At 71.3% G+C, this 21211-nt stretch carries 23 protein-coding genes and 2 pseudogenes; 13 read left to right on the forward strand and 12 right to left on the reverse strand.

Annotated elements, in window-relative coordinates:
• Positions 1–111 precede the first annotated feature (111 nt).
• Positions 112–2013 carry an alkyl/aryl-sulfatase gene (locus tag FHX80_RS13215; RefSeq protein ID WP_145764372.1) on the forward strand — a complete coding sequence of 634 codons (1902 nt, stop codon included), beginning with the start codon at positions 112–114 and terminating at the stop codon, positions 2011–2013.
• Between the two features lie 444 nt (positions 2014–2457).
• Here FHX80_RS13215 and FHX80_RS13220 read toward each other — a convergent pair whose 3' ends face one another.
• Complete coding sequence (locus tag FHX80_RS13220) at positions 2458–2886, reverse strand: arsenate reductase/protein-tyrosine-phosphatase family protein (protein WP_145767271.1); 429 nt, start codon at positions 2884–2886, stop codon at positions 2458–2460.
• A gap of 207 nt (positions 2887–3093) precedes the next feature.
• Positions 3094–3516, reverse strand: a pseudogene (locus tag FHX80_RS13225) (ArsR/SmtB family transcription factor); the annotation flags it as partial.
• An 80-nt stretch (positions 3517–3596) separates the two neighbouring features.
• Here FHX80_RS13225 and FHX80_RS13230 point away from each other — a divergent pair.
• Complete coding sequence (locus tag FHX80_RS13230) at positions 3597–4079, forward strand: ArsI/CadI family heavy metal resistance metalloenzyme (RefSeq protein ID WP_145764373.1); 483 nt, start codon at positions 3597–3599, stop codon at positions 4077–4079.
• Between the two features lie 101 nt (positions 4080–4180).
• Here FHX80_RS13230 and FHX80_RS13235 read toward each other — a convergent pair whose 3' ends face one another.
• Both FHX80_RS13235 and FHX80_RS13240 read right to left on the reverse strand, forming a co-directional pair.
• Positions 4181–4393 carry a DUF4287 domain-containing protein gene (locus FHX80_RS13235; protein WP_145764374.1) on the reverse strand — a complete coding sequence of 71 codons (213 nt, stop codon included), beginning with the start codon at positions 4391–4393 and terminating at the stop codon, positions 4181–4183.
• 68 nt (positions 4394–4461) lie between these two features.
• Entirely contained in the window at positions 4462–5100 is a 639-nt protein-coding gene (locus FHX80_RS13240; RefSeq protein ID WP_425281703.1) for a DUF998 domain-containing protein, read from the reverse strand.
• A gap of 300 nt (positions 5101–5400) precedes the next feature.
• On the opposite strand from FHX80_RS13240, the pseudogene FHX80_RS13245 reads away from it, so the two are divergent.
• The 6 genes and pseudogenes from FHX80_RS13245 to FHX80_RS13270 all read left to right on the forward strand — a co-directional run.
• Positions 5401–5670 (forward strand): annotated as a pseudogene (locus FHX80_RS13245) (site-specific integrase); the annotation flags it as partial.
• Between the two features lie 241 nt (positions 5671–5911).
• A complete protein-coding gene (locus FHX80_RS13250; RefSeq protein WP_145764376.1) occupies positions 5912–7039 on the forward strand; it encodes an ABC transporter permease in 1128 nt (375 codons plus the stop codon).
• On the forward strand, positions 7036–7752 hold the full coding sequence (locus FHX80_RS13255; RefSeq protein ID WP_145764377.1) for an ABC transporter ATP-binding protein: 717 nt from the start codon (positions 7036–7038) through the stop codon (positions 7750–7752). The genes FHX80_RS13250 and FHX80_RS13255 overlap by 4 nt, the downstream gene beginning before the upstream one ends.
• A 52-nt stretch (positions 7753–7804) precedes the next feature.
• Complete coding sequence (locus tag FHX80_RS13260) at positions 7805–8416, forward strand: TetR/AcrR family transcriptional regulator (RefSeq protein ID WP_145764378.1); 612 nt, start codon at positions 7805–7807, stop codon at positions 8414–8416.
• 223 nt (positions 8417–8639) lie between these two features.
• Positions 8640–9776, forward strand: a complete 1137-nt coding sequence (locus FHX80_RS13265; protein WP_244318247.1) for an NADH:flavin oxidoreductase — start codon at positions 8640–8642, stop codon at positions 9774–9776.
• A gap of 144 nt (positions 9777–9920) precedes the next feature.
• Complete coding sequence (locus FHX80_RS13270; protein ID WP_145764379.1) at positions 9921–11474, forward strand: hypothetical protein; 1554 nt, start codon at positions 9921–9923, stop codon at positions 11472–11474.
• Between the two features lie 15 nt (positions 11475–11489).
• On the opposite strand, the gene FHX80_RS13275 is transcribed toward FHX80_RS13270, so the two are convergent.
• The 3 genes from FHX80_RS13275 to FHX80_RS13285 form a co-directional block, all read right to left on the reverse strand.
• The gene (locus FHX80_RS13275) at positions 11490–11603 is read right to left on the reverse strand and encodes a helix-turn-helix domain-containing protein (RefSeq protein WP_145767273.1); all 114 of its coding nucleotides are present in this window, start codon (positions 11601–11603) and stop codon (positions 11490–11492) included.
• A gap of 108 nt (positions 11604–11711) precedes the next feature.
• The gene (locus FHX80_RS13280; RefSeq protein ID WP_145764380.1) at positions 11712–12455 is read right to left on the reverse strand and encodes a peptidoglycan recognition protein family protein; all 744 of its coding nucleotides are present in this window, start codon (positions 12453–12455) and stop codon (positions 11712–11714) included.
• Positions 12456–12522: 67 nt separating this feature from the next.
• Complete coding sequence (locus FHX80_RS13285) at positions 12523–13260, reverse strand: polyprenol monophosphomannose synthase (protein WP_244318248.1); 738 nt, start codon at positions 13258–13260, stop codon at positions 12523–12525.
• Between the two features lie 313 nt (positions 13261–13573).
• Here FHX80_RS13285 and crcB (FHX80_RS13290) point away from each other — a divergent pair, with 313 nt between their 5' ends.
• From crcB (FHX80_RS13290) to crcB (FHX80_RS13300), 3 genes are read left to right on the forward strand one after another with little or no spacing between them, the layout of a single operon-like run.
• Positions 13574–13990, forward strand: coding sequence for a fluoride efflux transporter CrcB (crcB, locus tag FHX80_RS13290; RefSeq protein WP_145764382.1), 417 nt, complete (start codon positions 13574–13576; stop codon positions 13988–13990).
• Positions 13987–14337 (forward strand): DUF190 domain-containing protein, encoded by a 351-nt coding sequence (locus tag FHX80_RS13295; protein WP_145764383.1) that lies wholly within the window; start codon positions 13987–13989, stop codon positions 14335–14337. Before crcB (FHX80_RS13290) ends, FHX80_RS13295 begins: the two co-directional genes overlap by 4 nt.
• Positions 14334–14708 (forward strand): fluoride efflux transporter CrcB, encoded by a 375-nt coding sequence (gene crcB, locus FHX80_RS13300; protein ID WP_145764384.1) that lies wholly within the window; start codon positions 14334–14336, stop codon positions 14706–14708. Before FHX80_RS13295 ends, crcB (FHX80_RS13300) begins: the two co-directional genes overlap by 4 nt.
• Positions 14709–14786: 78 nt before the next feature.
• Here the strand turns inward: crcB (FHX80_RS13300) and FHX80_RS13305 are convergent, their stop codons facing one another.
• The 5 genes from FHX80_RS13305 to FHX80_RS13325 all read right to left on the reverse strand — a co-directional run bounded on the left by FHX80_RS13305 (position 14787) and on the right by FHX80_RS13325 (position 19538).
• Positions 14787–15098, reverse strand: a complete 312-nt coding sequence (locus tag FHX80_RS13305; RefSeq protein ID WP_145764385.1) for an SCO5918 family protein — start codon at positions 15096–15098, stop codon at positions 14787–14789.
• 53 nt (positions 15099–15151) lie between these two features.
• Entirely contained in the window at positions 15152–16759 is a 1608-nt protein-coding gene (locus FHX80_RS13310) for a DEAD/DEAH box helicase (protein ID WP_145764386.1), read from the reverse strand.
• 431 nt (positions 16760–17190) lie between these two features.
• Positions 17191–17394 carry a cold-shock protein gene (locus FHX80_RS13315; protein WP_015609674.1) on the reverse strand — a complete coding sequence of 68 codons (204 nt, stop codon included), beginning with the start codon at positions 17392–17394 and terminating at the stop codon, positions 17191–17193.
• Between the two features lie 440 nt (positions 17395–17834).
• The gene (locus FHX80_RS13320; protein ID WP_145764387.1) at positions 17835–19088 is read right to left on the reverse strand and encodes a glycoside hydrolase 5 family protein; all 1254 of its coding nucleotides are present in this window, start codon (positions 19086–19088) and stop codon (positions 17835–17837) included.
• Between the two features lie 108 nt (positions 19089–19196).
• Positions 19197–19538 (reverse strand): MerR family transcriptional regulator, encoded by a 342-nt coding sequence (locus FHX80_RS13325; RefSeq protein WP_145764388.1) that lies wholly within the window; start codon positions 19536–19538, stop codon positions 19197–19199.
• Between the two features lie 634 nt (positions 19539–20172).
• Between FHX80_RS13325 and FHX80_RS13330 the strand changes: the two genes are divergently transcribed.
• Complete coding sequence (locus FHX80_RS13330; protein ID WP_145767274.1) at positions 20173–20619, forward strand: hypothetical protein; 447 nt, start codon at positions 20173–20175, stop codon at positions 20617–20619.
• Positions 20620–20626: 7 nt separating this feature from the next.
• On the forward strand, positions 20627–21187 hold the full coding sequence (locus FHX80_RS13335; RefSeq protein ID WP_145764389.1) for an intracellular growth attenuator family protein: 561 nt from the start codon (positions 20627–20629) through the stop codon (positions 21185–21187).
• Positions 21188–21211: the final 24 nt, after the last annotated feature.

The following is a 21211-nucleotide window of genomic DNA, read 5'->3' on the forward strand; positions in this document are numbered from 1 at the left end:
ACGGCCCACACGGGTGGTCCACGCCCGGCCTTGCTCGAAGCATGGCAGTGGCCACCCGCATCCGGACGGCCTGTACGAGGAGCCGCACGAGCCACCGTCAGGGAGATCGTCATGACAGAGACCACCGAACCCAAGCGGGCCGAACCGGGCATCGTCGTCGGCAACGCCGAGGTGCGCAAACGTTTCCCCTTCGACGACATCCAGGACTTCGACGACGCCGGGCGGGGTTTCATCGGCACGGCCGAGGACACGGTGGTGCGCGACAGCGACGGCGCAGTCGTGTGGGAGCTCGACGCGTACGGATTCCTCGACGAGGAGTGCCCCGGGACCGCCAACCCCAGTCTGTGGCGGCAGAGCCGGCTGGCCGCCCAGCACGGTCTGTACGAGGTGGTCGAGGGCGTCTACCAGGTGCGCGGCTTCGACCTGTCGAACATGACCCTGGTGGAGGGCGACCACGGGGTGCTGGTGATCGACACCCTGCTGTCCGCCGAAACCGCCGCGGCCGCGATGGCCCTGTACCGGCGCCATCGCGGCGACCGTCCCGTGACCGGCGTCGTCTACACCCACAGCCACGTCGACCACTTCGGCGGTGTCCGGGGGATCGTGACCGACGAGGACGTCGCGAACGGTGTGCCCGTCTTCGCCCCCGAGGGCCTGCTGGAACACGCGGTGAGCGAGAACGTGTACGCCGGGACGGCGATGAACCGTCGTGCCGCCTACATGTACGGGGCGGCGCTGCCCAAGGGGGAGCACGGGCAGATCGGCGCCGGCCTCGGCCAGACCCTCTCGACCGGGGCCGTCGGGCTGATCGCGCCCACGGTGGACATCACCACCACCGGGCAGACGGAGACCGTCGACGGCATCAGGCTGGTCTTCCAGCTCACCCCGGGCACCGAGGCGCCGTCCGAGCTCAATGTCCACCTACCGGACCACAACGCGCTGTGCGTGGCGGAGAACGCCACCCACAACCTCCACAACCTGCTCACCCTGCGCGGCGCCCAGGTCCGCAACCCGCATGTGTGGGCCCGCTACCTGACCGAGACCATCGCGCTCTTCGGGGACTCGGCCGACGTGGCGTTCGCCTCGCACCACTGGCCGGTCTGGGGCCGCGAACGCGTCCTGACGTTCCTGTCGGAGCAGCGGGACCTCTACGCCTACCTGCACGACCAGACGCTGCGGATGCTCAACCAGGGCATGACCCCGCTGGAGATCGCCGAGGAGATGACGGTGCCGCCGGCGCTGGAGCGCGCCTGGAACACCCACGGCTACTACGGCTCGGTCAGCCACAACGTCAAGGCCGTCTACCAGCACTATCTGGGCTGGTTCGACGGCAACCCCGCCCATCTGTGGGAGCACCCGCCGACCGAGGCCGCGAAGCGGTACGTCGACTTCATGGGCGGTGCCGACGCCGTCCTGCGACGCGCCCGCGAGTCCTTCGCCGGCGGCGACTTCCGCTGGGTCGCCCAGGTCGTCAACCACGTCCTGTTCGCCGACCCCGGCAACCCGGACGCCCGCACCCTGCAGGCCGACGCCCTCGAACAGCTCGGCTACGGCAGCGAGAACGGCACCTGGCGCAACTTCTACCTCACCGGTGCCCTCGAACTACGCGTGGGATCCGTCGGCACCCCCACCTCCACCTTGGCCCCGGATCTGCTGGCGGCCCTGACCCTGGACCAGCTCTTCGACTCCCTCGCGATCCGGGTCGACGGCCCCCGCTGCTGGGACGCCGACCTCACCATCCGTTTCAACCGCCGCGACGCGGACCCGGTCACCGTGCGCCTGCGCAACGGCGTCCTCGTGCACACCACCGGAACAACACCCGCGGCAGCCGCCCCCGGCCTGGACATCAGCCTCGAAGAGGCCGACCTGAGGGCCCTCCTCCTCGGCACCGAACAACTCGGTGCACTCGTCGACCGGGGTCGCGCGGAGATCACCGGCGACATGGCCGAACTGACCGAACTCCTCGGCTATCTCGGTACCCCGGACCCCAACTTCGCCATCGTCACCCCCTGACCCGCACAGCCCCGCCGCGGAGGGAGTGACCGATGCGCGACGACAACGCCTCCTCCGCCGCGAAGCCCCCACCGGGCGGACCGACCCCACCCGGTGAAGACCGGGGGGTGGCAGCAGGACGACGGGCCCGTCCTTCGCACGACACCGGCCAACGAACGCACCCTGCCGGCGGGTCACGAACCGGACTGGCCCCGCCGACCGCCTCGTTCGCCGTCGTCGGGCTCACCGACATCACCGACGGGCCGGGACCGGACCTCACCGATGCGGCATTCGGCCGGAGGCCCAGCCCGGAAACCCAACCCGGAAACCCAACCCGGAAACCCAACCCGGAGATCCAACCCGGAGATCCAACCCGGAGAGGCCGTTCTCGGTCCGATCACGTCTCGTACGGGCGCCGCCCGCTCTGTGCCGCCGTACCGTTCCCCGCTGCCGCCCGGCCGGCTGTCATGCCGTCTCCACGCCGAGTTCGGCGAGCAGGCCGCGGATGCGCCGCTCGATCTCGTCCCGGATCGGGCGGACCGCGTCGATGCCCTGTCCGGCGGGGTCGTCGAGCTTCCAGTCGAGGTAGGTCTTGCCGGGGAAGACGGGGCAGGTGTCGCCGCAGCCCATGGTGATCACCGCGTCCGACGCCTGCACGGCCTCGACGGTCAGAACCTTCGGCGTCTCGGCCGACATGTCGATGCCGGCCTCCGCCATCGCGGCGACCGCGGCCGGGTTCACGGCGGCGGCCGGAACGGACCCGGCGGAGCGGGCCTCGACCCGGCCCCGCGACAGGTGGGTGAGGAAGGCGGCCGCCATCTGGGAGCGGCCGGCGTTGTGGACGCAGACGAACAGCACGGACGGATAGCGGACCTTCGCCAGGACCGGGTACATCATCACGAGCAGGCCCAGCGCGATCGGCAGCGACACCCCGGTGACGGTCACCTTCGCGAGCGCGTCGCCCAGCCCCGGGACCAGGCGTCCCAGACCGAGGCCGGCAGCCATCGCGACGAGGATCCACACGGCGAGGAAGCGGTCCAGGAACGACAGCCGCCCGGCAACCGGCCCCGTGGGCGACGGCGTGCCGGTGCTCACGGGGCCGGCCCCGGCAAATTCGGCCGGGGGCGCCGCGGCGGGACGGGTGAGGACGGCGGCCAGGCGGTCGGTCATCTCGGGCAGCAGCCGGTAGTACACCCACGTCCCGCGCCGCTCGGAGTCGATGAGCCCGGCCTGCTTCAGCAACTTGAGGTGGTGGGAGATCGTCGGCTGGGACAGCTCGAAGGCGGGAGTGAGGTCACAGACACAGACCTCCCCGCCGGCGCGGGAGGCGATCATCGACAACAGCCGCAGCCGGACCGGGTCCCCCAGGGCCTTGAACACCTTCGCCAGGTCGGTGGCCTGATCCTCGTCCAGCGGGGCGGTCAGCAGACCCGGGGAGCATCCACCCCCGAGCTCTCGGCTCCGCTCAGGCGGGGAAGCCCCCGCTGCGCCGTCCTGGCCGAGCACCAGCTCTTGTTTCGACATGCTTCTATGTTGACGTTCTTCGATTCAAGGCGCAAGCTCGCATCGAAGAACGTCAATGCAACTCGATCCGGGAGACCGCCATGTCCCGCGCCCAGCTCGCACTCAACGTCGCCGACCTCGAGGCGTCGGTGGCCTTCTACTCCAAGCTCTTCGGCGTCGAACCTGCCAAGCGGCGGCCCGGCTACGCCAACTTCGCGATCACCGCCCCGCCGCTCAAGCTCGTCCTCATCGAGGGCGAGCCCGGCCAGGAGACCCGTCTGGACCACCTCGGCGTCGAGGTCGACACCACGGACGAGGTCACCGCCGCCACCACCCGCCTCAAGGACGCCGGGCTCGCCACCTTCGAGGAGAACGACACCTCCTGCTGCTACGCCCTCCAGGACAAGGTGTGGGTCCATGGCCCCGGCAAGGAGCCGTGGGAGGTCTACGTCGTCAAGGCCGACGCCGACCGGCTGGGCAAGAGCCCCGTCCTGGACGGCGGAGCCTGCTGCTCCGGGCAGAGCGGGAGCGCCGGGCCCGAGGCATCCGCGCCGGCCACTGACGCCTGCGCCTGCGGCAGCTGAGCGGCGCCGCGACCTCTCGTTCGACTCGCGCTCCTGCGCGGCGCCCGGATGGCGCAGGAGCCGCGGCCACCACAGCCACTGCCGCTCGCCGCATGGTGCGGCTACCGGCCGCTGTCCTCGGCGAGGGTGTGGGCGACCAGGGCGTTCGCGTGACCGTGGCCCAGCCCGTGCTCGGTCTTGAGCCAGGTGACCAGTTCCATGTGCTTGGTCAGCGGGGAGGAGCGGATGAGCTCCTTCCACTCGGAGACCGGGCGGCCGTACTTCCTCTCGATCGAAGGGAAGTAGGCGGCAGGGCCCTTGGCTGCGTCGGTCATGGGATGTCCCGTCTGTTGTGTGAACCGGTGTTGTTGTCTGCGGGTGTTGTCGCTGGATCACCGCCTGGCTAGTGGCGCGGACCCCCGGTGAGCAGTCGGGCCGCGACGGCCGCCAGCCAGCACAGGCCGAGGCCGGCTCCGAGGGTGAACACCAGGACCGAAGCGGCGGAGGCCATGAATCCGGTGAGGACGACGACCGGGGCGACACGGGAGGTCAGGGCCCAGCCGCGGTGGCCCCGGGCCGCGAGCGGACGGGCCAGCACGAGGAACGCGGCGCACAGCGCGAGGTAGCCGATCCCCCCGCCGAACATGTGGCCGGCGCCGTGCGCGCTCATCGTGACCGACGTGGGCGAACCGACGGGGAAGCCGGCCCCGGCATCGGCCTCGAAGGCCGCGGCGACCAGGAACGAGGCGCCGAACACGCCGATCAGGATGGGCCCCCAGCTCCCGCCCGGCTCGTGTCTCAGCACTCGGCGAAGCCCGACCGCCCCGGCGAGCAGCAGGGCGCCGGTGAGGACGAAGTTCACGGTCTGGATCCAGCCCATGTCGCCGAGGGCGAGCTGGCTGATCGCGTTGCGGGTGAAGCCGAAGCCCTCCCGTGCGAGTCCCTGGACGACGCCTGCCCCGAGGAACAGCGGGCCGGCGACAACCGCCGCGGCCAGCAGCGACTTTGACGAGGAGGCGGACGTCGACGCGGACGCGGACATGGCGCCGGTAGTGGAGCGGCGGGCGTTGAGTGTCTGGGTCATGGCGGGCCTTCCTCGTCCGAGTGTTGTCGCAGATATGACCGGCGGCGAACGGTGAAGTCATCGGATCAGCCCGTGTGACCCAGGCCACACGGTCCGAGGAAGGTGGCACCTGCACACGGCGGCAGAGGCGGCGAGTGGGCAGACCATGACCAGGATCGGGATCGGGATACGGACGGACGCCCGGCTCAGGTCGGAGGAGGAGGCCTTCGACGAGGTTCGTGGCCGGTACCACTGCGCGCTGAGGGACGGCAACGGCAAAGCCGTCGTCGTCGTGGACGCCTATCTGGACGGGACTACGTGCTGGAGACCGTGTACTGGGACACCGGCACCGCCCGGCTCCTGCCCCGCCTGCTGAAGGGCCGCACCCGTGGGCCGGCGTTCGTCACCCACCGCCGCCCGGGGCCCGGCAAGGCGCTCAGTGCGCGTGGCGTCTGCCCGGACACCGGGTTCGCCCGGCTGTCGTACGGGCAGGCCCGGGCGCTGCTGGATGAGCACACCGCCGTGCGCGGGCTGGGCACTGGCCGGGACCAGCCCTCGTGAGCGGACCGGCCGGTCGGCGGACCCGGTGCAAACCTCAGGCGAAGCCAGGCCGCACCCGCGGGGCGGCAGTCCGGTCGGGAAGGTCCGGCCGGCGTACGCGGCGCAACGTACCGACGGACGTGTCGGTAACATTTGATAAGTTACCGACACTCGCGTCGTCAAGTTTAAGCAAAGAGGCGGCGTGTGCAGCCTGTCGTGCCCTCATCCCCTTCATCGCTCGGAGAGCTCCGTGTTCCTTGCCCTACGCGATCTGCGCTTCGCCCGCGGTCGCTTCGCCCTGATGGGCGCGGTGGTCGCGCTCATCGCCGTGCTTGGCGTCCTTCTGTCCGGGCTTGCCTCCGGTCTGGCGGATGCCGGTATATCCGGCCTGCGCGCGCTGCCCGTGACTCACATGGCCTTCGACGAGAAGGCGACCAGCGAGCAGTTCTCCCGCTCGACCGTGGAAGAGGAGGACTGGCAGGCGTGGTCCAAGGCCCCGGGCGTGGAGCGCGCGGAGCCGTTCGGGAACACCCTGGTCAACGCCCAGGTGACCCAGGGCACCAAGAAGGACGAGCAGGTCAATCTCGCCGTCTTCGGCATGACATCGGACTCCTCTCTGACCCCGAAGCCCAGTGAGGGCGAGAGCCTCGAAGAGGGCAGCGCGGGCATCGTGATCACCCGAGAGATCGCCGACCTGGGCGTGCAGGTCGGCGACGTCCTGACCGCGGACCGGAGCGGGGTGCGGCTGAAGGTCGTGGGACTGGTCGACGAGACCGTCTCCTACGGCCACATCGGCGTCGTCTACGCAGACCTCGACACGTGGCGACATCTGCACTACGGCCTGCCCGGCGACCTGCCCGAGGCCGCGAGCCAGCAGGCCACCGCCGTCGCCCTGACCCTGAAGCCGGGCGCCGACGTCGCCGCGGTGGAAAAGGCAACCGGGACCCTCGCAGAGACCAAGGAGGCCACGTTCGACGCGTCCCCCGGCTACGAGGCAGAGTCGAGCACCATGGCCCTGATCAAGGGATTCCTGTACGTCATCTCCGCCCTGGTCGTCGGCGCGTTCTTCACCGTCTGGACCGTGCAGCGCAAGCCCGAGATCGCCCTGATGAAGGCACTGGGCGCCCCCACCGGGTATATCCTGCGCGACGCGCTCGCCCAGGTCGTCGCCGTGCTCGTCGGAGCCACGGCCCTCGGCACCGCCGCCGGCCTGGCCCTGGGCAGCGCGATGATCGGTAAGGCCCCCTTCTCCCTCTCCGCCCCGGCCATCGCCACCTCCTCCGGCCTCCTCATCGGCCTCGGGACCGTGGGCGCCGTCGTTGCCGTCCGCCGCATCGCCGCCGTCGACCCCCTGACCGCTCTGGGAGCCACCCGATGACCACACCCGCCACCGACCACCAGGCCACCACGGACACCACGGGCTCCGGCGGGCTGCGTCTGGACGACGTCACCCTCACCCTTGGTGACGGCGATACCGCCGTCACCGCCCTCGACCACGTCGGCCTGACCGTCGCCCCCGGTGAGTTCGTCGCCGTCGTCGGCCCCTCCGGATCCGGCAAGTCCAGCCTCCTCGCCGTCGCCGGCGGCCTCCAGCGGCCCACCTCGGGCACCGTGCACATCGCCGGCACCGAGCTGACCGCTCTGTCGGACAAGGAACGCACCGCCGCCCGTCTTCGCCACATAGGCTTCGTCTTCCAGCAGTCGAACCTGCTGGCCTCCCTCACCGTGAAGGAACAGCTCCTGCTGCCCCTGCACATCGACGGCCGCCTCGACATCTCTGCCCGGGCCCGCGCAGACGAACTCATCGAAGCCGTCGGACTGACCCACCGCGCCGGCTCCCGTCCGCACCAGCTGTCGGGCGGCGAGCGCCAGCGCGCGGGCCTGGCCCGCGCCCTGATGACCTCCCCCGCCGTCCTGCTCGTGGACGAACCCACCTCGGCACTGGACCGGGTACGGTCCGCCGAGGCGGTACAGCTGATCGCCGAACAGACCCACGAGCGCGGAACGGCCACGGTCATGGTCACCCACGACACGGCGATAATGGACGCTGCCGACCGGGTCCACGAGATGGTCGACGGCCGCCTGTCCTGACGGGGGCCGCCAACCGCCCGGCCCTGTTCACCCCTCCAGGAGCCCGCCCCTCATGCCGAAGATCAACGCCTCCACCGTCGCCGAGCACCGTGCCCAGCAACGCGAGGCGCTGATCGGGGCGGCGATCGACATCCTGGTCAACGAGGGCGCCGCCGCCGTCACACCGGCGGCGGTCGGCGCCCGCGCGGGCCTGGCCCGCTCCAGCGTCTACCAGTACTTCGACTCCTCGGCAGCCCTCCTGGCCACCATCACGGAGGAAGCCTTCCGGCGCTCCAACGAGGCACTCACCCGCGCCATAGCCGCCGCGAACGGCCCACTGGAACGCGTCGAGGCGTTCTTCGGGGAAAGCCTCCGCCTGGGCGCCGAAGGCGCACACCGGCCCGCCGTCGCCCTCATGAACGCCGGCCTTCCTCCGGCCTGCCAGCAGCGGCTGATGGAACTCCACCTGGATCAGGTCGAACCGTTCCGCGCCGCCGTCCGGGAGCTCGGCGCTCCCGAGCCCGCGCTCACGGCCGACCTGATCGCCGGAATGCTGCACACCGCCTTGGCCGCCGTCGAGAACGGCACCCCCCTCGATACGGTCACCCAGCGCACCCTCGCACTCGTGCGCCGCTGCCTCACCCCGGCCGGCAGCACCGCCCGCGCACCGGAGGAAGAGGCCTGAAGCCCTCGTACCGCCGAAGCACCTCGTCCGACCGCGGCCCGGCACGCCTTTGCCGGTGCCTACTCGCTGTCGGCCGCGTTCTTGTCGCGTAGGGGCCGCAGGCCACCGTCGCCACACCCGTCGCGGGAGACCTTGACCACATCGGGCCCGGAACGGGGATGCCGCGGCCGTGCCCCGATGTTGGCGACGGGTGGACGCCCCGGACCCAGGAACAGGACACGACGTGACAGACGTGACAGCCAGGCCGAACGCGACCGCCGACCGTACGGCGGACACCCTCTCGCGCCCCTTCACGGTGCGCGGGCTCACCTCGCGCAACCGGATCGCCATGGCACCGATGACCCGGGAGTTCTCCCCGGGCGGCGTCCCCGGCCAGGACGTGGCGGACTACTACGCGCGTCGGACCGCGGGCGGTGTGGGACTGATCATCACCGAGGGCACCTACATCGACCACGACTCCGCGGGCACCAGCGGCCGGGTCCCCCGGTTCCACGGCGAGGACGCGCTCGCGGGCTGGGCGGATGTCGCGGACTCCGTGCACCGGGCGGGCGGCGCGATCATTCCGCAGCTGTGGCACGTGGGCGTCACCCGCGCCGAGGGTGCCCCGCCGGTGGTGGACGCGGAGCCGGTCGGGCCCTCGGGCCTCTCCCTGACGGGTGAGCCCAAGGGACGCGCCATGACGCAGCAGGACCTCGACGACGTCATCGCCGCGTTCGCCGACGCGGCGGCCGCGGCCGAGCGCCTCGGCTTCGACGGGGTCGAACTGCACGGCGCGCACGGCTACTTGATCGACCAGTTCCTGTGGTCCGGCAGTAACCGCCGTACCGATGCCTACGGTGGCGACATCGTCGCGCGGACCCGCTTCGCGGCGGAGATCGTGGCGGCCTGCCGCGCGGCCGTGTCCGACGCCTTCCCCCTCTTCTTCCGCATGTCCCAGTGGAAGTCGAACGCCTACGAGGCGAAGCTCGCGCGGACGCCGGAGGAACTGGGCACCCTGCTCACACCGCTGGCCGAGGCCGGTGTCGACGTCTTCCACGCGTCCACCCGCCGTTACTGGCTGCCCGAGTTCGAGGGCTCCGACCTGAACCTCGCCGGATGGGTGCGGAAGATCAGCGGCAGGCCGACCATGACCGTCGGCTCGGTCGGCCTGGACGGTGACTTCTTCGGCGCCTTCCAGGGCAACAACTCCGACGTCACCGGCATCGATCAGCTGCTGGACCGGATGGAGCGCGACGAGTTCGACATGGTCGCCGTCGGCCGTGCGCTGATCGCCGACCCCGAGTGGGCCGCGAAGACTCTCGCCGGACGCACCGGGGACATCACCCCGTTCGGGGCGGAGATGCTGAAGACCCTGCGCTGACCGGACCGCCCCCGGCCCGTGTCCTAGGGTTGCCGGGTGCGTGTCAGCGGGGAATTGCGAACGGGTGCCGGCGGCGGGGCGGCTCAACGGCAGGGCGGCCGGGACGGGGGTTCGGCCCGGCCGCCCCGGTGGCGGCGCCACCGCGTGCCGCTCGTCGCCGTCGGCGTCGTGGTTCCGCTGTACGCCGTGTGGGCGGCCGTCCTGGCCACCGGCGGCGGTGACCTGGCCGCGCAGCTCGCCTGGTCCGGGTTCACCGCGCGCCACCCGGGTTCGGCGTACAACCTCTCCTGGTACGGCGGGATCCACACCGCCGGTTACAGCGTCATCTCCTCCTACCTGATGGCCTTGTTCGGGGTCCGCACGGTCACCGTGGCTGCCGGGATCGCCGGCTCGTGGCTGATGGCCCTGCTGTTCGTGCGTACCGGGATGCGTCACCCGCTCGTCCCCGCGGTGCTCGCCTCGCTCGCGCTGTGGTGCAACGTCGCGTCGGGGCGTACGACGTTCGCCCTCGGCGTCGCGATCGGGCTCGTCGCCTGCCTGTACGTCCACCGCACCGTGGTCCCGCTCGTGGCCGGGGCGCTGGCGTCGATGGCCAGCCCCGTCGCGGGGCTGTTCCTCGTGGTGGCGGGAGCGGCGTACCTCCTCGACCGGCAGTGGCGGAAGGGCGTCGTACTGATCGTGCCGTTCGTCGTCGTCGTGGCAACGGTCACGTTGCTCTTCCCCGGCAGCGGCGAGCAGCCCATGCACGCCAACAGGCTGTGGATGCCGCTCCTCGTCTGCGCCGCGCTGGCCGTGGCGGCGCCACCGGGGCGCGAATGGCGCGTACCGCGTTACGGCGCGGTGGTGTACGCCGTCGGCGTGCTCCTCACCTTTCTCATCGCCTCACCGATCGGTACGAACGTCGAGCGGCTCCTCGGTCTCGTCGCCGTGCCGGTGCTGTTCGCGGCGCTCCTGGCGCTCGTCCGGGAGAGGGCGTGGGTGCGTACCGTCGTGATCGCCGTGGCGCTCGGGCTGTCCGCCCACTGGCTGGCCGACAAGACCCTGGACGATCTCTCGGTCTCCGACGGCGTGCCGTCCTGGGCCGCCCGCACGGACGGCGTCGTCGGCGAACTGCGCCGCCTGGACGCCGATCTCACCCGGGTGGAGGTCGTTCCGGCCCGCAACCACCGGGAGGCGACCGTCCTGGCCCGCCATGTGAACATGGCGCGTGGCTGGAACCGCCAACTCGACGTGGAGCGGGGGCGGCTGTTCTACGACGGGACGCTGTCCACGGCCACCTACCGTGCCTGGCTGGACCGTTGGGCGGTGGGGTATGTCGTGCTGCACCACGGGAAGCCCGACGGTCCCGCCGAGGCCGAGGCGGCCCTGGTGCGGAGCGGGCTGCCATGGCTGCGGCAGGTATGGCAGGACGACGGCTGGACCATCTACCGGGTGCGGGACGCGGTTCCGCTGGTGGCGGCGCCGGCCGCGGTCGTGAGCGGCGGCGAGGCCGAACTGGTGGTCCGGGTTCCCGAAGCGGGCTCGGTGACCGTACGGCTCGCGTACTCGCCATGGCTGCGGGCGCGCGAGGTCGGCGGTCACGGCACCGGTGGATGCCTGCGGCAGGACGGCGACTGGACGGAGCTCACCGTGCCGAAGGGCGGCACCTACCGGCTGGACTCGGCCTACTCGCTGTCGCGCGACGACAGCGGCTGCTGAGCCGGGGCTCCCGGCTCACTGCCCGGAGTCGCCCGCCGGGGAACCGGGTGCGGCGGGGCCGTGGGTGATCAGGTCCCCGGGCCGGCACCCGAGGATGTCGCAGATCCTCGGCAGGGTCGAGAAGCGGATGGCCTTGCACGCCCTGCCGTGCCGCCGCGAGCAGGGCCGTCAGCTTCTCCGCGGTGGAGCGCCCATCCGTTCACCGCCGGCCCCTCAGTTCACCGAGGGCCCCTCCGTTCACCGCCCCTTGCGCAGAGCCGCCGTCGCCGCCCGGATCGCGGGCAGCTCGGCGTACAGCGCCTCGCCCGGACAGGTGGTCTGATACGTGTCGCGGTGCCCCGATATGACGCGCAGCACGGCGGCCGTGCCCTTCGGGAACCTGCTCGCGTCGTTCGTCGACACCAGCCGCACCCTGCCGCGCGGATCGGAGCCCGGCATCAGCTTCCACGCGGCCAGCTCCGCGAGAGCCCGCACGAGGACCGGCGGCACCGTGGCCCCGCGTCCGTAGTCGCCCACCACCGCGATGCCCACGCTGTCGGCGTTGAAGCCCGTGGTGTGCGCGCCGCGGACCGAACGCCGGACGCCGCCCGCCCGGCCCTCGTAGACCGTCCCGCACCGGTCGACGAGGAAGTTGTAGCCGATGTCGTCCCAGCCCTTGTCCTTGATGTGGGACTCCTCCACCGCCCGCAGCATCCGCGGCACGTCCGCGCAGTCGTAGTCGTCGGCCTCCCCGGTGTGATGGATGAAGACCGCCCGCACCGGGCCCGTGTAGACCGCCGGCTCCCTGACCATGCGCTCGTCCGCACGCCAGGCGGCCCGGCTGACGATCGCCGGCTGCGGCACCCCGTGCGGCACCGGGCGCGGCCGCTCGTGGGCGGCGGCGGTCGGCACGGGCGGCGCGAAGTCCACCGGGGCGTCCCGCGGCACCAGCAGGGTCAGCGGGAGGACCGCGGCGCCCAGCACGACTCGACGGGGCCACATGGGACCACCCTGCGGCCTCACCGCCACGCCCGCAGATGCGGTGGCCGATCGGGTGAACGGCCGGGTGTCAGCCCCGGTTCCGGCCGATGAGCAGCTTCCACGGAGCGAGCGCCGACTCGATCTGCACCCGCAGACCGAGCTTCGACTCACCGCTGACCCGCTCCTCGAACCGGATCGGGACCTCGACGATCCGCAGCCCGCGCCGGACTGCGCGGTAGTTCATCTCCACCTGGAACGAGTACCCGTTGCTGCGCACCGAGGGGACGTCGATCGCGTTCAGCGCCGAGGCCCGCCACACCTTGAAACCGGCGGTGGCGTCCTTCACCCGCAGCCGCAGAATCGCGTTCACGTAGAAGTTCGCCCACGCGGACAGCGCCTTGCGGTGCCAGGGCCACTCCGTCGCGAGCGAACCGCCCGCGACATAGCGTGATCCGATCACCACCGCGGCGTCCTCGGCGAACAGCGCGTCGACCATGACCGGGACCCTGGACACCGGATGGGAGAGGTCCGCGTCCATCTGGACCACCACGTCCGCGCCCTCCGCGAGCGCACGCGAGATGCCCGCCACATAGGCCCGGCCCAGTCCGTCCTTCTCCGTCCGGTGCAGCACCCCCACGACGCCCCCGCTCCGGGCCGCGAGCCCGTCCGCCACCTCGCCCGTGCCGTCGGGCGAATTGTCATCGACCACGAGAACACGCAGGCCGGGCAGGCCCAGATCCATCAGCATGCCGACGAGGACCGGCAGGTTCGTCCGCTCGTCATAGGTGGGTACGACCACCACGATCCTCGGAGGCGTCTTCTCCACGGCCATTCCCTCGTGTCGGTCCCTCGTGAAACCGCGGTCGGCGCGGACGGCCGCGCGAGCCTAGCACCGGAGATCGGCCGCTCCCCGAAGCCACGTATCGCCCGCGTACCGGCCGCCCCGATGAGGGCCGCACCGGTCCGGACGGCCCCTGTACGGCCCAGGCGATAATCTGAAGGAAGCGGGGCCGGAAACGGCCGTCGCGCGGCGGTGGGGCCCGCCGTACCCGAACCGCGGCCGGAACACGCCGCCAACGGTCCCTACTTGCGCATGAGCGCGCCCGCGTCCGGCGGGCGCCCCGGCAGGTAGGAGACGTGTGCGCACGAAGCCCCCGAACCCACAGACCGCGGTCGTCGCGGTGATCGCGCTCGGCGGTGCGGCCGGCGCGTCCGCCCGCTACGGGGCATCGCTGCTGTGGCCCACGGCGACGGACGGGTTCCCGTGGACGACCCTCCTGGTCAACGTCATCGGCTGCGCGGTGATCGGTGTGTTCATGGTGGTGATCAGCGAGGTGTGGGCGGCCCACCGGCTGGTGCGGCCGTTCTTCGGTACGGGGGTGCTGGGCGGGTTCACCACCTTCTCCACCTACGCCGTGGACATCGAGCGCCTCATCGACGGGGGCCGGGCCCGCAGCGGTCTGGCGTATCTGGGACTGACACTGCTCGCGGCCCTCGCGGCGGTGTGGAGCGCGGTGTGGCTGACCCGCCGCGTACTGGCGTGGAGGCAGTCATGACGACATCGTGGACCGAGCGTGCCCTGCGGCTGACCGTCCTGGTCGGCGAGTCCGACAGCTGGCACCACAGGCCGGTCTACACCGAGATCGTGCACCGGGCGCACGCGGCGGGACTGGCGGGCGCCAGCGTGTTCCGCGGGATCGAGGGCTTCGGTGCCTCGTCGATGATCCACACCCAGCGGCTGCTCTCGCTGAGCGAGGACCTGCCGGTGGCGGTGGTGATCGTGGACACCGAGGAGAAGGTGCGCGCGTTCCTGCCGCTGATCATGGAGCTGACCGGCGACAGCCCCGTCGTCCTGGACGCGTGCGAGCTCGTCCGGCTGGGCGGGGCGGAGGAGCCCCGGTGAACTGGCTGCTGGTGATCGCGGGCGCGGCGGTCGGCGCCCCACTGCGGTATCTGACCGACCGCGCGGTGCAGTCCCGGCACGACACCGTCTTCCCCTGGGGAACGTTCGCGGTGAACGTCACGGGCTGCCTGGCGCTGGGGCTGCTGACCGGCGCGGTGACGGCCGGCGCCGCGACCTCGCACGTCCAGCTGCTGCTCGGTACCGGGCTCTGCGGGGCGCTCACCACGTACTCGACGTTCAGCTACGAGACGCTGCGGCTGGCCGAGGACGGCGCACGGCTCTACGCGGCGGCCAACGTGGTCGCGAGCGTGGTGGCGGGGCTGGGCGCGGTGTTCGCCGGTGTCACGCTCGCCGGGGCGCTCTGGAGCTGACCGCCGCGGGACGCCCGAAAACGCCGAGACCCGGCCCCCCTCGAAGGGGAGCCGGGTCTCGGTGTGTGGTGCGGTGGTTCAGGCGTCCTGTCCGGGCGTCCCCAGAGCGGCCGACGCGGCCTCCATGGGGCTGAGCACCACCGGAGCGGAGGGCGCCGGTACGGACCGGCAGGTGAAGCCGAGGCGCCCCAGCGCCCTGGTCACCTCACCGGCCGTGAAGTCGCGGCGGTCCTGCCGGGTGATCACTTCACCCACCTGCTTGACCGGGTAGACACGACGGCTGATGATCACCGAATCCCCGGTGACGGGTTCGGGCTTGATGCCCTTCATCGATTCCTCGACCTCGTGCTTGAACAGGTCGAACGGGAAGCGGGCGATGACGCAGCGCATAGTGCCTCAACGGGGTCGGGGAGAGCGGAACCGGACGGGAACGCGGGTAGTGGTCAAGCGGCACGGTTGCCGGAGGACCGGCGCTGCGCACCGCCGCCCCGCGGCTGGGAGGACGAGGAGGACGACGACGCGGACGACGCGGACGACGACAAGGTGCGTCGTGCCTGGGCCGGGCGGCTGCGCCGGCCGCGGGACGAGGATCCGCTCTTGGGGCGCTCCGACACCGGGGAGGTGATGGTGACGGGCACGCCCGAGGGGGCCTGCGCACCGGTGATCCGGCTCAGCTCGGCCTCGCCGGAGCGGACCTGGGCGATCTGCGGGGTGATCCCGGCGTCGGCCATCAGGCGCGTCATCTCGCGGCGCTGGTTGGGCAGCACCAGCGTGACGACGCTGCCGGACTCCCCGGCGCGGGCGGTGCGGCCGCCGCGGTGCAGGTAGTCCTTGTGGTCGCTCGGCGGGTCGACGTTGACGACCAGGTCGAGGTTGTCGACGTGGATGCCGCGGGCCGCGACGTTGGTGGCGACCAGCACCGTGACGTGCCCGGTCTTGAACCGGGTCAGGGTGCGGGTGCGCTGCGGCTGGGACTTCCCGCCGTGCAGTGCCGCTGCCCGGACACCGCTGTTGAGCAGGTGGTCGGTGAGCTTGTCCACGGCGTGCTTGGTGTCCAGGAACATGATCACGCGGCCGTCGCGGGCGGCGATCTCCGTCGTGGTGGCGTACTTGTCGGCGCCGTGGACGTAGAGCACGTGGTGCTCCATCGTCGTCACCGCACCGGCGGCCGGGTCGACCGAGTGGACGACCGGGTCGTGCAGGTAGCGCCGCACCAGCAGGTCGACGTTGCGGTCCAGGGTGGCCGAGAACAGCATCCGCTGGCCCTCCGGCTGCACCTGGTCGAGCAGCTCGGTGACCTGCGGCATGAAGCCCATGTCAGCCATCTGGTCGGCCTCGTCCAGGACGGTGATGGCGACCCGGTCCAGGGAGCAGTCGCCGCGCTCGATCAGGTCCTTCAGCCGGCCCGGAGTGGCGACGACGACCTCGGAGCCGCCGCGCAGCGCGGCCGACTGGCGGCCGATCGACATGCCGCCGACGACCGTGGCCATCCGCAGCTTGAGCGAGCGGGCGTACGGGGTGAGCGCGTCGGTGACCTGCTGGGCCAGTTCCCGGGTGGGGACGAGCACCAGGGCGAGCGGGCGTCGGGCGTCGGCGCGACGGCCTTCGATACGGGCCAGCAGGGCCAGACCGAAGGCGAGCGTCTTGCCCGATCCGGTACGGCCGCGGCCCAGTACGTCACGGCCGGCCAGCGAGTTCGGCAGCGTGGCCGCCTGGATCGGGAACGGCACGGTGACGCCCTCGTTGGCGAGCGCTGACAGCAGCGGGGACGGCATGTCCAGATCGGCGAAGGCCTCCACGGCGGGCAGCGCCGGGGTGATGGTCTTCGGGAGTGCGAACTCGCCCTGCTTGGCGGCGGGCCGGCGGCCGTAGCCACCGCTGCCACCGGAGCGCTGGGCCGGGGCGCCGAAGCGGCCCTGGCCGCCCTGGCGGCCCGGGGCCTGCGAGCGGAAGCCGCCGCCCGAACGGGAACCACCGGAAGCGGCGGAACCGCCACTGCGGGAGGTGCGGGAATAACGGTCATTCGAGCGAGCTGTACGGTCGCGGTTCATACGGAACCCTTCCTCGATATGGCGCGTATCGAGGAATTCATTGCGCGACGAGCGCCACAAGAATCGCAAGAACGGGCCGTTGGCATACGTGAACGAAGCCCGGCAGCCGGTCTTGAGCCGATACGGGCCCGGAGAACCGGGTCCGGCGCTTCGCAATGACGGAACGAGCAGGCCTGAGGAGCGGGCCCGCAGGTCACGTCACGGGGCCCCGGCGGACCGGTGTTCCGGTCCGGGAGCCATGGCGGATCGTCCGCCGCATGGTGAAGATCGTGGTTCTGGGCGCCTGCCCGGCAGCTCGTGAGCGGTGGTACACCGGCACGGCATCGCTCGGGGGTGGGCCCGGAAAAGCAACGAGCTGGGGCCCGCACCCCAAGGTGCGGGCCCCAGCTGCGCGAAAGCATCTCAGCGCATGAGCGCCGGAGCCATCAGATTCACGCGGGGGTGATGTTCTCCGCCTGCGGGCCCTTCTGGCCCTGCGTGACGTCGAAGTTCACCTTCTGGCCCTCCTGCAGCTCACGGAAGCCGCTGGCGGCGATGTTCGAGTAGTGGGCGAAGACGTCAGCGCCGCCACCATCCTGCTCGATGAAGCCGAAGCCCTTTTCCGCGTTGAACCACTTGACGGTGCCAGTAGCCATGTTTTTCTCCTTCTGGGGCAGAGCCCGGGGGCTGGCACTGTGCCAACCCCACGTCGCCGCGATGATTACCCCATCCGGACAATGAACCGGAAATACAAAAGTGCACCCATCAGCCCATTTAGCTGAGGAGAGCACTTGGAGTCTTTGGGAACCACAACTGCAACTGAGATCTACAGTAGCACAATGAATGCGGACGGGCGCGGCACGTAATTACACTCCGCCCGGCGTGTCATAAACCCTCATCGCGCATTGCGTAAAATTCTGTGCTTGTCGCTGTAGATATTCGCGCCCCACGGGGCAGTGCTTCGGCTTCCTGTCCGCAATCTCCCCCCTGAACAGGGACCAGGGGGAGATTGCGGACAGGCCCGACGGCGTCGCGACGACCGTCACGACGACCGCCGCCCCGGCCGCGCGCGAACGTCAGACGGAGCGGGGTGTGGTCACCGGACCTGGTCCGGGGTCAGGACCTCGGTGATGCCGCGGGCGTCGAGGTGCCGCTGGTCGTCCGCCCTGCTCGCGAGGACGGTCGTGGGGCGGACCCCGTCCGCGGTGAGCCGGGCGAAGGCCTCGAAGACCTCACCCCCGGGGGCGCAGGTGGAGCGGCGGGGTGCGGTCGCCTCGTCACCGGCGTCGACGACGAGGGCCGTGGTCCGGGTCGCGGGCCGGCGGGTCCGGCCGCGCTGCTCCTCGACGATTCCGGCGATGGCCCGCCCGGCCGGCTTGACCTGCCGGTCGTTGGTCAGCAGCCCGAGCCCGTACTCCAGTTCGGGGAAGTCGGCCAGTGAGCGGGACACATCGTGGGAGCACCACCAGGTGACGCCCCAGACGTCCTCGCAGTCCAGCGCGTTCTCGACGGTCGCCGCGGTGAACGCGGCGGCGTGCTCGGCGGGGATCAGCGGGGCGGGGGCGCCGACCTCCTGGAGCCACACCGGCCGGTGCGGATCGAGCGCCCAGGCCTTGGAGAGTTCGATCAGGTAGGCGGCGTGGTGCTCGGTGGCGGTACCGGTACGGCCGTGGCGCTGGGCGGTGCCGTTGAAGACCCAGGAGTGCACGGCGGTGACGGCCCCGATCCGGGCCGCGTGCGCCGGGGTGAAGGCGTGGTCGTCCTGGTACCAGGCGGCGTCGTACTCGGCGTGCAGGTGGAGCTTGCCGGGCGCCCCCTCCTCGCAGGCCGCCAGCATCCGGGTCAGCCAGCTGCCCGCCTGCTGGGGGGTGATGCGGTCCGGGTCGGGGTGCGGGTCCCCGGAGAACTGGTTGATCTCGTTGCCGAGGGTCATCCCGATGAAGTGCGGCCGGTCCGCGAGGGCGGCGGCCAGGGTGCGCAGGTACTCGGCCTGGCCGGAGAGCACGTCCGGGTCGGTGAAGATGTTGCGCCGGTGCCACGTCCCGGTCCAGGCGGGCAGGAAGTCGAAGCTCGACAGATGGCCCTGGAGCCCGTCCACGCTGACGTCGAGCCCGCGTTCCGCGGCGGCGTCGGCCAGCTGGACGAGCTGCTCGACGGCACGCGGACGGATCAGGGTGCGGTTGGGCTGGAAGAGCGGCCAGAGCGGGAAGACCCGGATGTGGTCGAGGCCGAGACCGGCGATCGAGTCCAGGTCGGCCCGTACGGCGTCGAGGTCGAAGTCCAGCCAGTGGTGGAACCAGCCCTGGCTGGGCGTGTAGTTGGCGCCGAAACGCAGCGGGGAGGAGTTCATACGGAACGGGGATCCTGGTTCTGTGATGCGGGTGGCGGCGGCGACCCGTGCGCGGGTCTCGCCCGTGCCGTCTGCGCGGGTCCCGCCCGTGCCGTCCTCCTCGATGCCCTAACCGTCGCCGTCGCGGGCCGGGGTGGGCCCGCGCAGCTCCTCGTTGAGCCGGAGCGCCTCTTCGAGCTGGTCCTCCAGGATCACGATGCGGCAGGCGGCCTCGATCGGTGTGCCCCCGTCGACGAGCTCCCGGGCGCGGGCGGCGATGCGGAGCTGGTAGCGGGAGTAGCGGCGGTGGCCGCCTTCGGACCGCAGGGGGGTGATCAGCCTGGCCTCGCCGATCGTACGGAGGAAGCCGGGCGTGGCGCCGATCATCTCCGCGGCGCGGCCCATCGTGTAGGCGGGGTAGTCGTCGTCATCGAGACGGTCGGTGGCATGCGGAGGGGTTTCGGGGGGCATGTGCACCTGCCGCGTGTCGCCGACTTCGTTGACCGTTGGAGAAACTCTCGTTGTGCGAGCCATCGTCTCTATCATAGCCGCGACAGATTTCCCTGGCCGGACGGGGGAAGTTATCTGACCGGGCCGCCCCCGGGGGCCCTGGATCCGGGCGCATACGCCCTCCCGCGACCGTACCGCCGGGGCCCCATGCCGCGCGCACCAAGAACACGGACCCGCAGGTCAGTTGATGACGGCCTGACCTCGGGCCATAATGCGGGTGTAGCCCTTCACGCATCCCCCGTCGTGAAGGGCTACGCCCATGTGCGCGGCCTGCCGCGTCACGGGCGGCCCGGTTCGCGTACACGTCGCGTCCGGGACTCACGGGCAGCCGTACGGAAATCACGGGCAAGGGACTCCCCTCGTGGTCCCCTGCCCATGTTTTTTCGAGTTAACAGTGACGTAGAGTATTTGCGCAACCCTGTTCCGGTGCACGGGACCAGGATGTTCCACTACGTCCCCCTTCGGTGTCCGCCTGCCGCTCCAGCACCGGGGGCGACGGGCCGGGGTTGGTTACAGTACGAGCCCGTTGACCGAATCGGACCACCGCGCGGAGCCGGACGGACACCGGGCGGAGGACGGATACGTGGGGGGCCGGATGGACAGCGGCGAAGAACGCGCGCCGGAGCTGAGGACGTTGCGGCAGAAGGTCGAGTACATGGTCGAGAAGACCTTCCCCGGCCGGAAGATCTCGGGGCGGGTCTTCGCGGACCTGGTCAAGGAGCGCGGCGGCTCGCTCTCGCACAGTTACTTCTCCAACATCCTGGCCGGCAAGGTCACCCAGCCCTCCGAGGACATCCTCAAGGCACTCGGCCTCGGTTTCGGCGTGGACTGGCGCTTCTTCAAGGAGGAGTCCGAGGTCGTCGACGACGTCGTCGACGGTCTCCAGTTCCTGGCCAAGCGGCGCAGCGGGGACATCAGCGGGCTGGCCGGACGGGGACTGGACGAGGACGGACTGCCGCCGGAGCTGCTGCGGTTCGCGCTCGCCCTGCTGGAGGACGCGAAGGACCGGCAGCGCCCGGCCGACGGCGGACCACGGGGTTAGGGCCTTCATGTCCCTGCGCGAACTGCGGAAAGAGTGCGAGGACAAGCTCGCCGGGCTCCCCCTGCCCGCCCCCTTCTCGGTCGCGGGGCTGGTGGCGAACATGGAGGCGGCCGGCGGCCGCACCATCGTGCTGCACGAGATGCCCGACCGGCTGGCGCGCGTCAACGGTGCCTGCGGGCTGCGGCTGAAGGCCGGCGGGACCAGCTTCGTGCTCTACCGCCGTCGCCCCACCGCCTACCAGACCCAGCACGTCATCCTGCACGAGCTGTGCCACGAGTGGTTCGACCACGGCACCTCGCTCGACGCCGAGCAACTCCAGCGGCTGCTGCCCGTCTTCGACACCTCACTCATCGCCCGCGTCGTCGGCACCGACGCGCTCCGGGCCCCGGACGCCGTACAGGCGCGTGCGCAGTACGACACCCACGACGAACGCATGGCCGAATTCGGTGCCTCGCTCATCCCTCGAATGGCCAGGGACGTGACGAGCGATGACATGGTGGGGCGGCTGGCCAACTCGCTCTCGCGCCCGGTCGCCCACCGCCGCCGCGGTCTGTTCCGCCGCACCTAGCGCCGGACCGTCGTCCGCGCAGCC

It is taken from the genome of Streptomyces brevispora, assembly GCF_007829885.1.
Lineage (GTDB): Bacteria > Actinomycetota > Actinomycetes > Streptomycetales > Streptomycetaceae > Streptomyces > Streptomyces brevispora.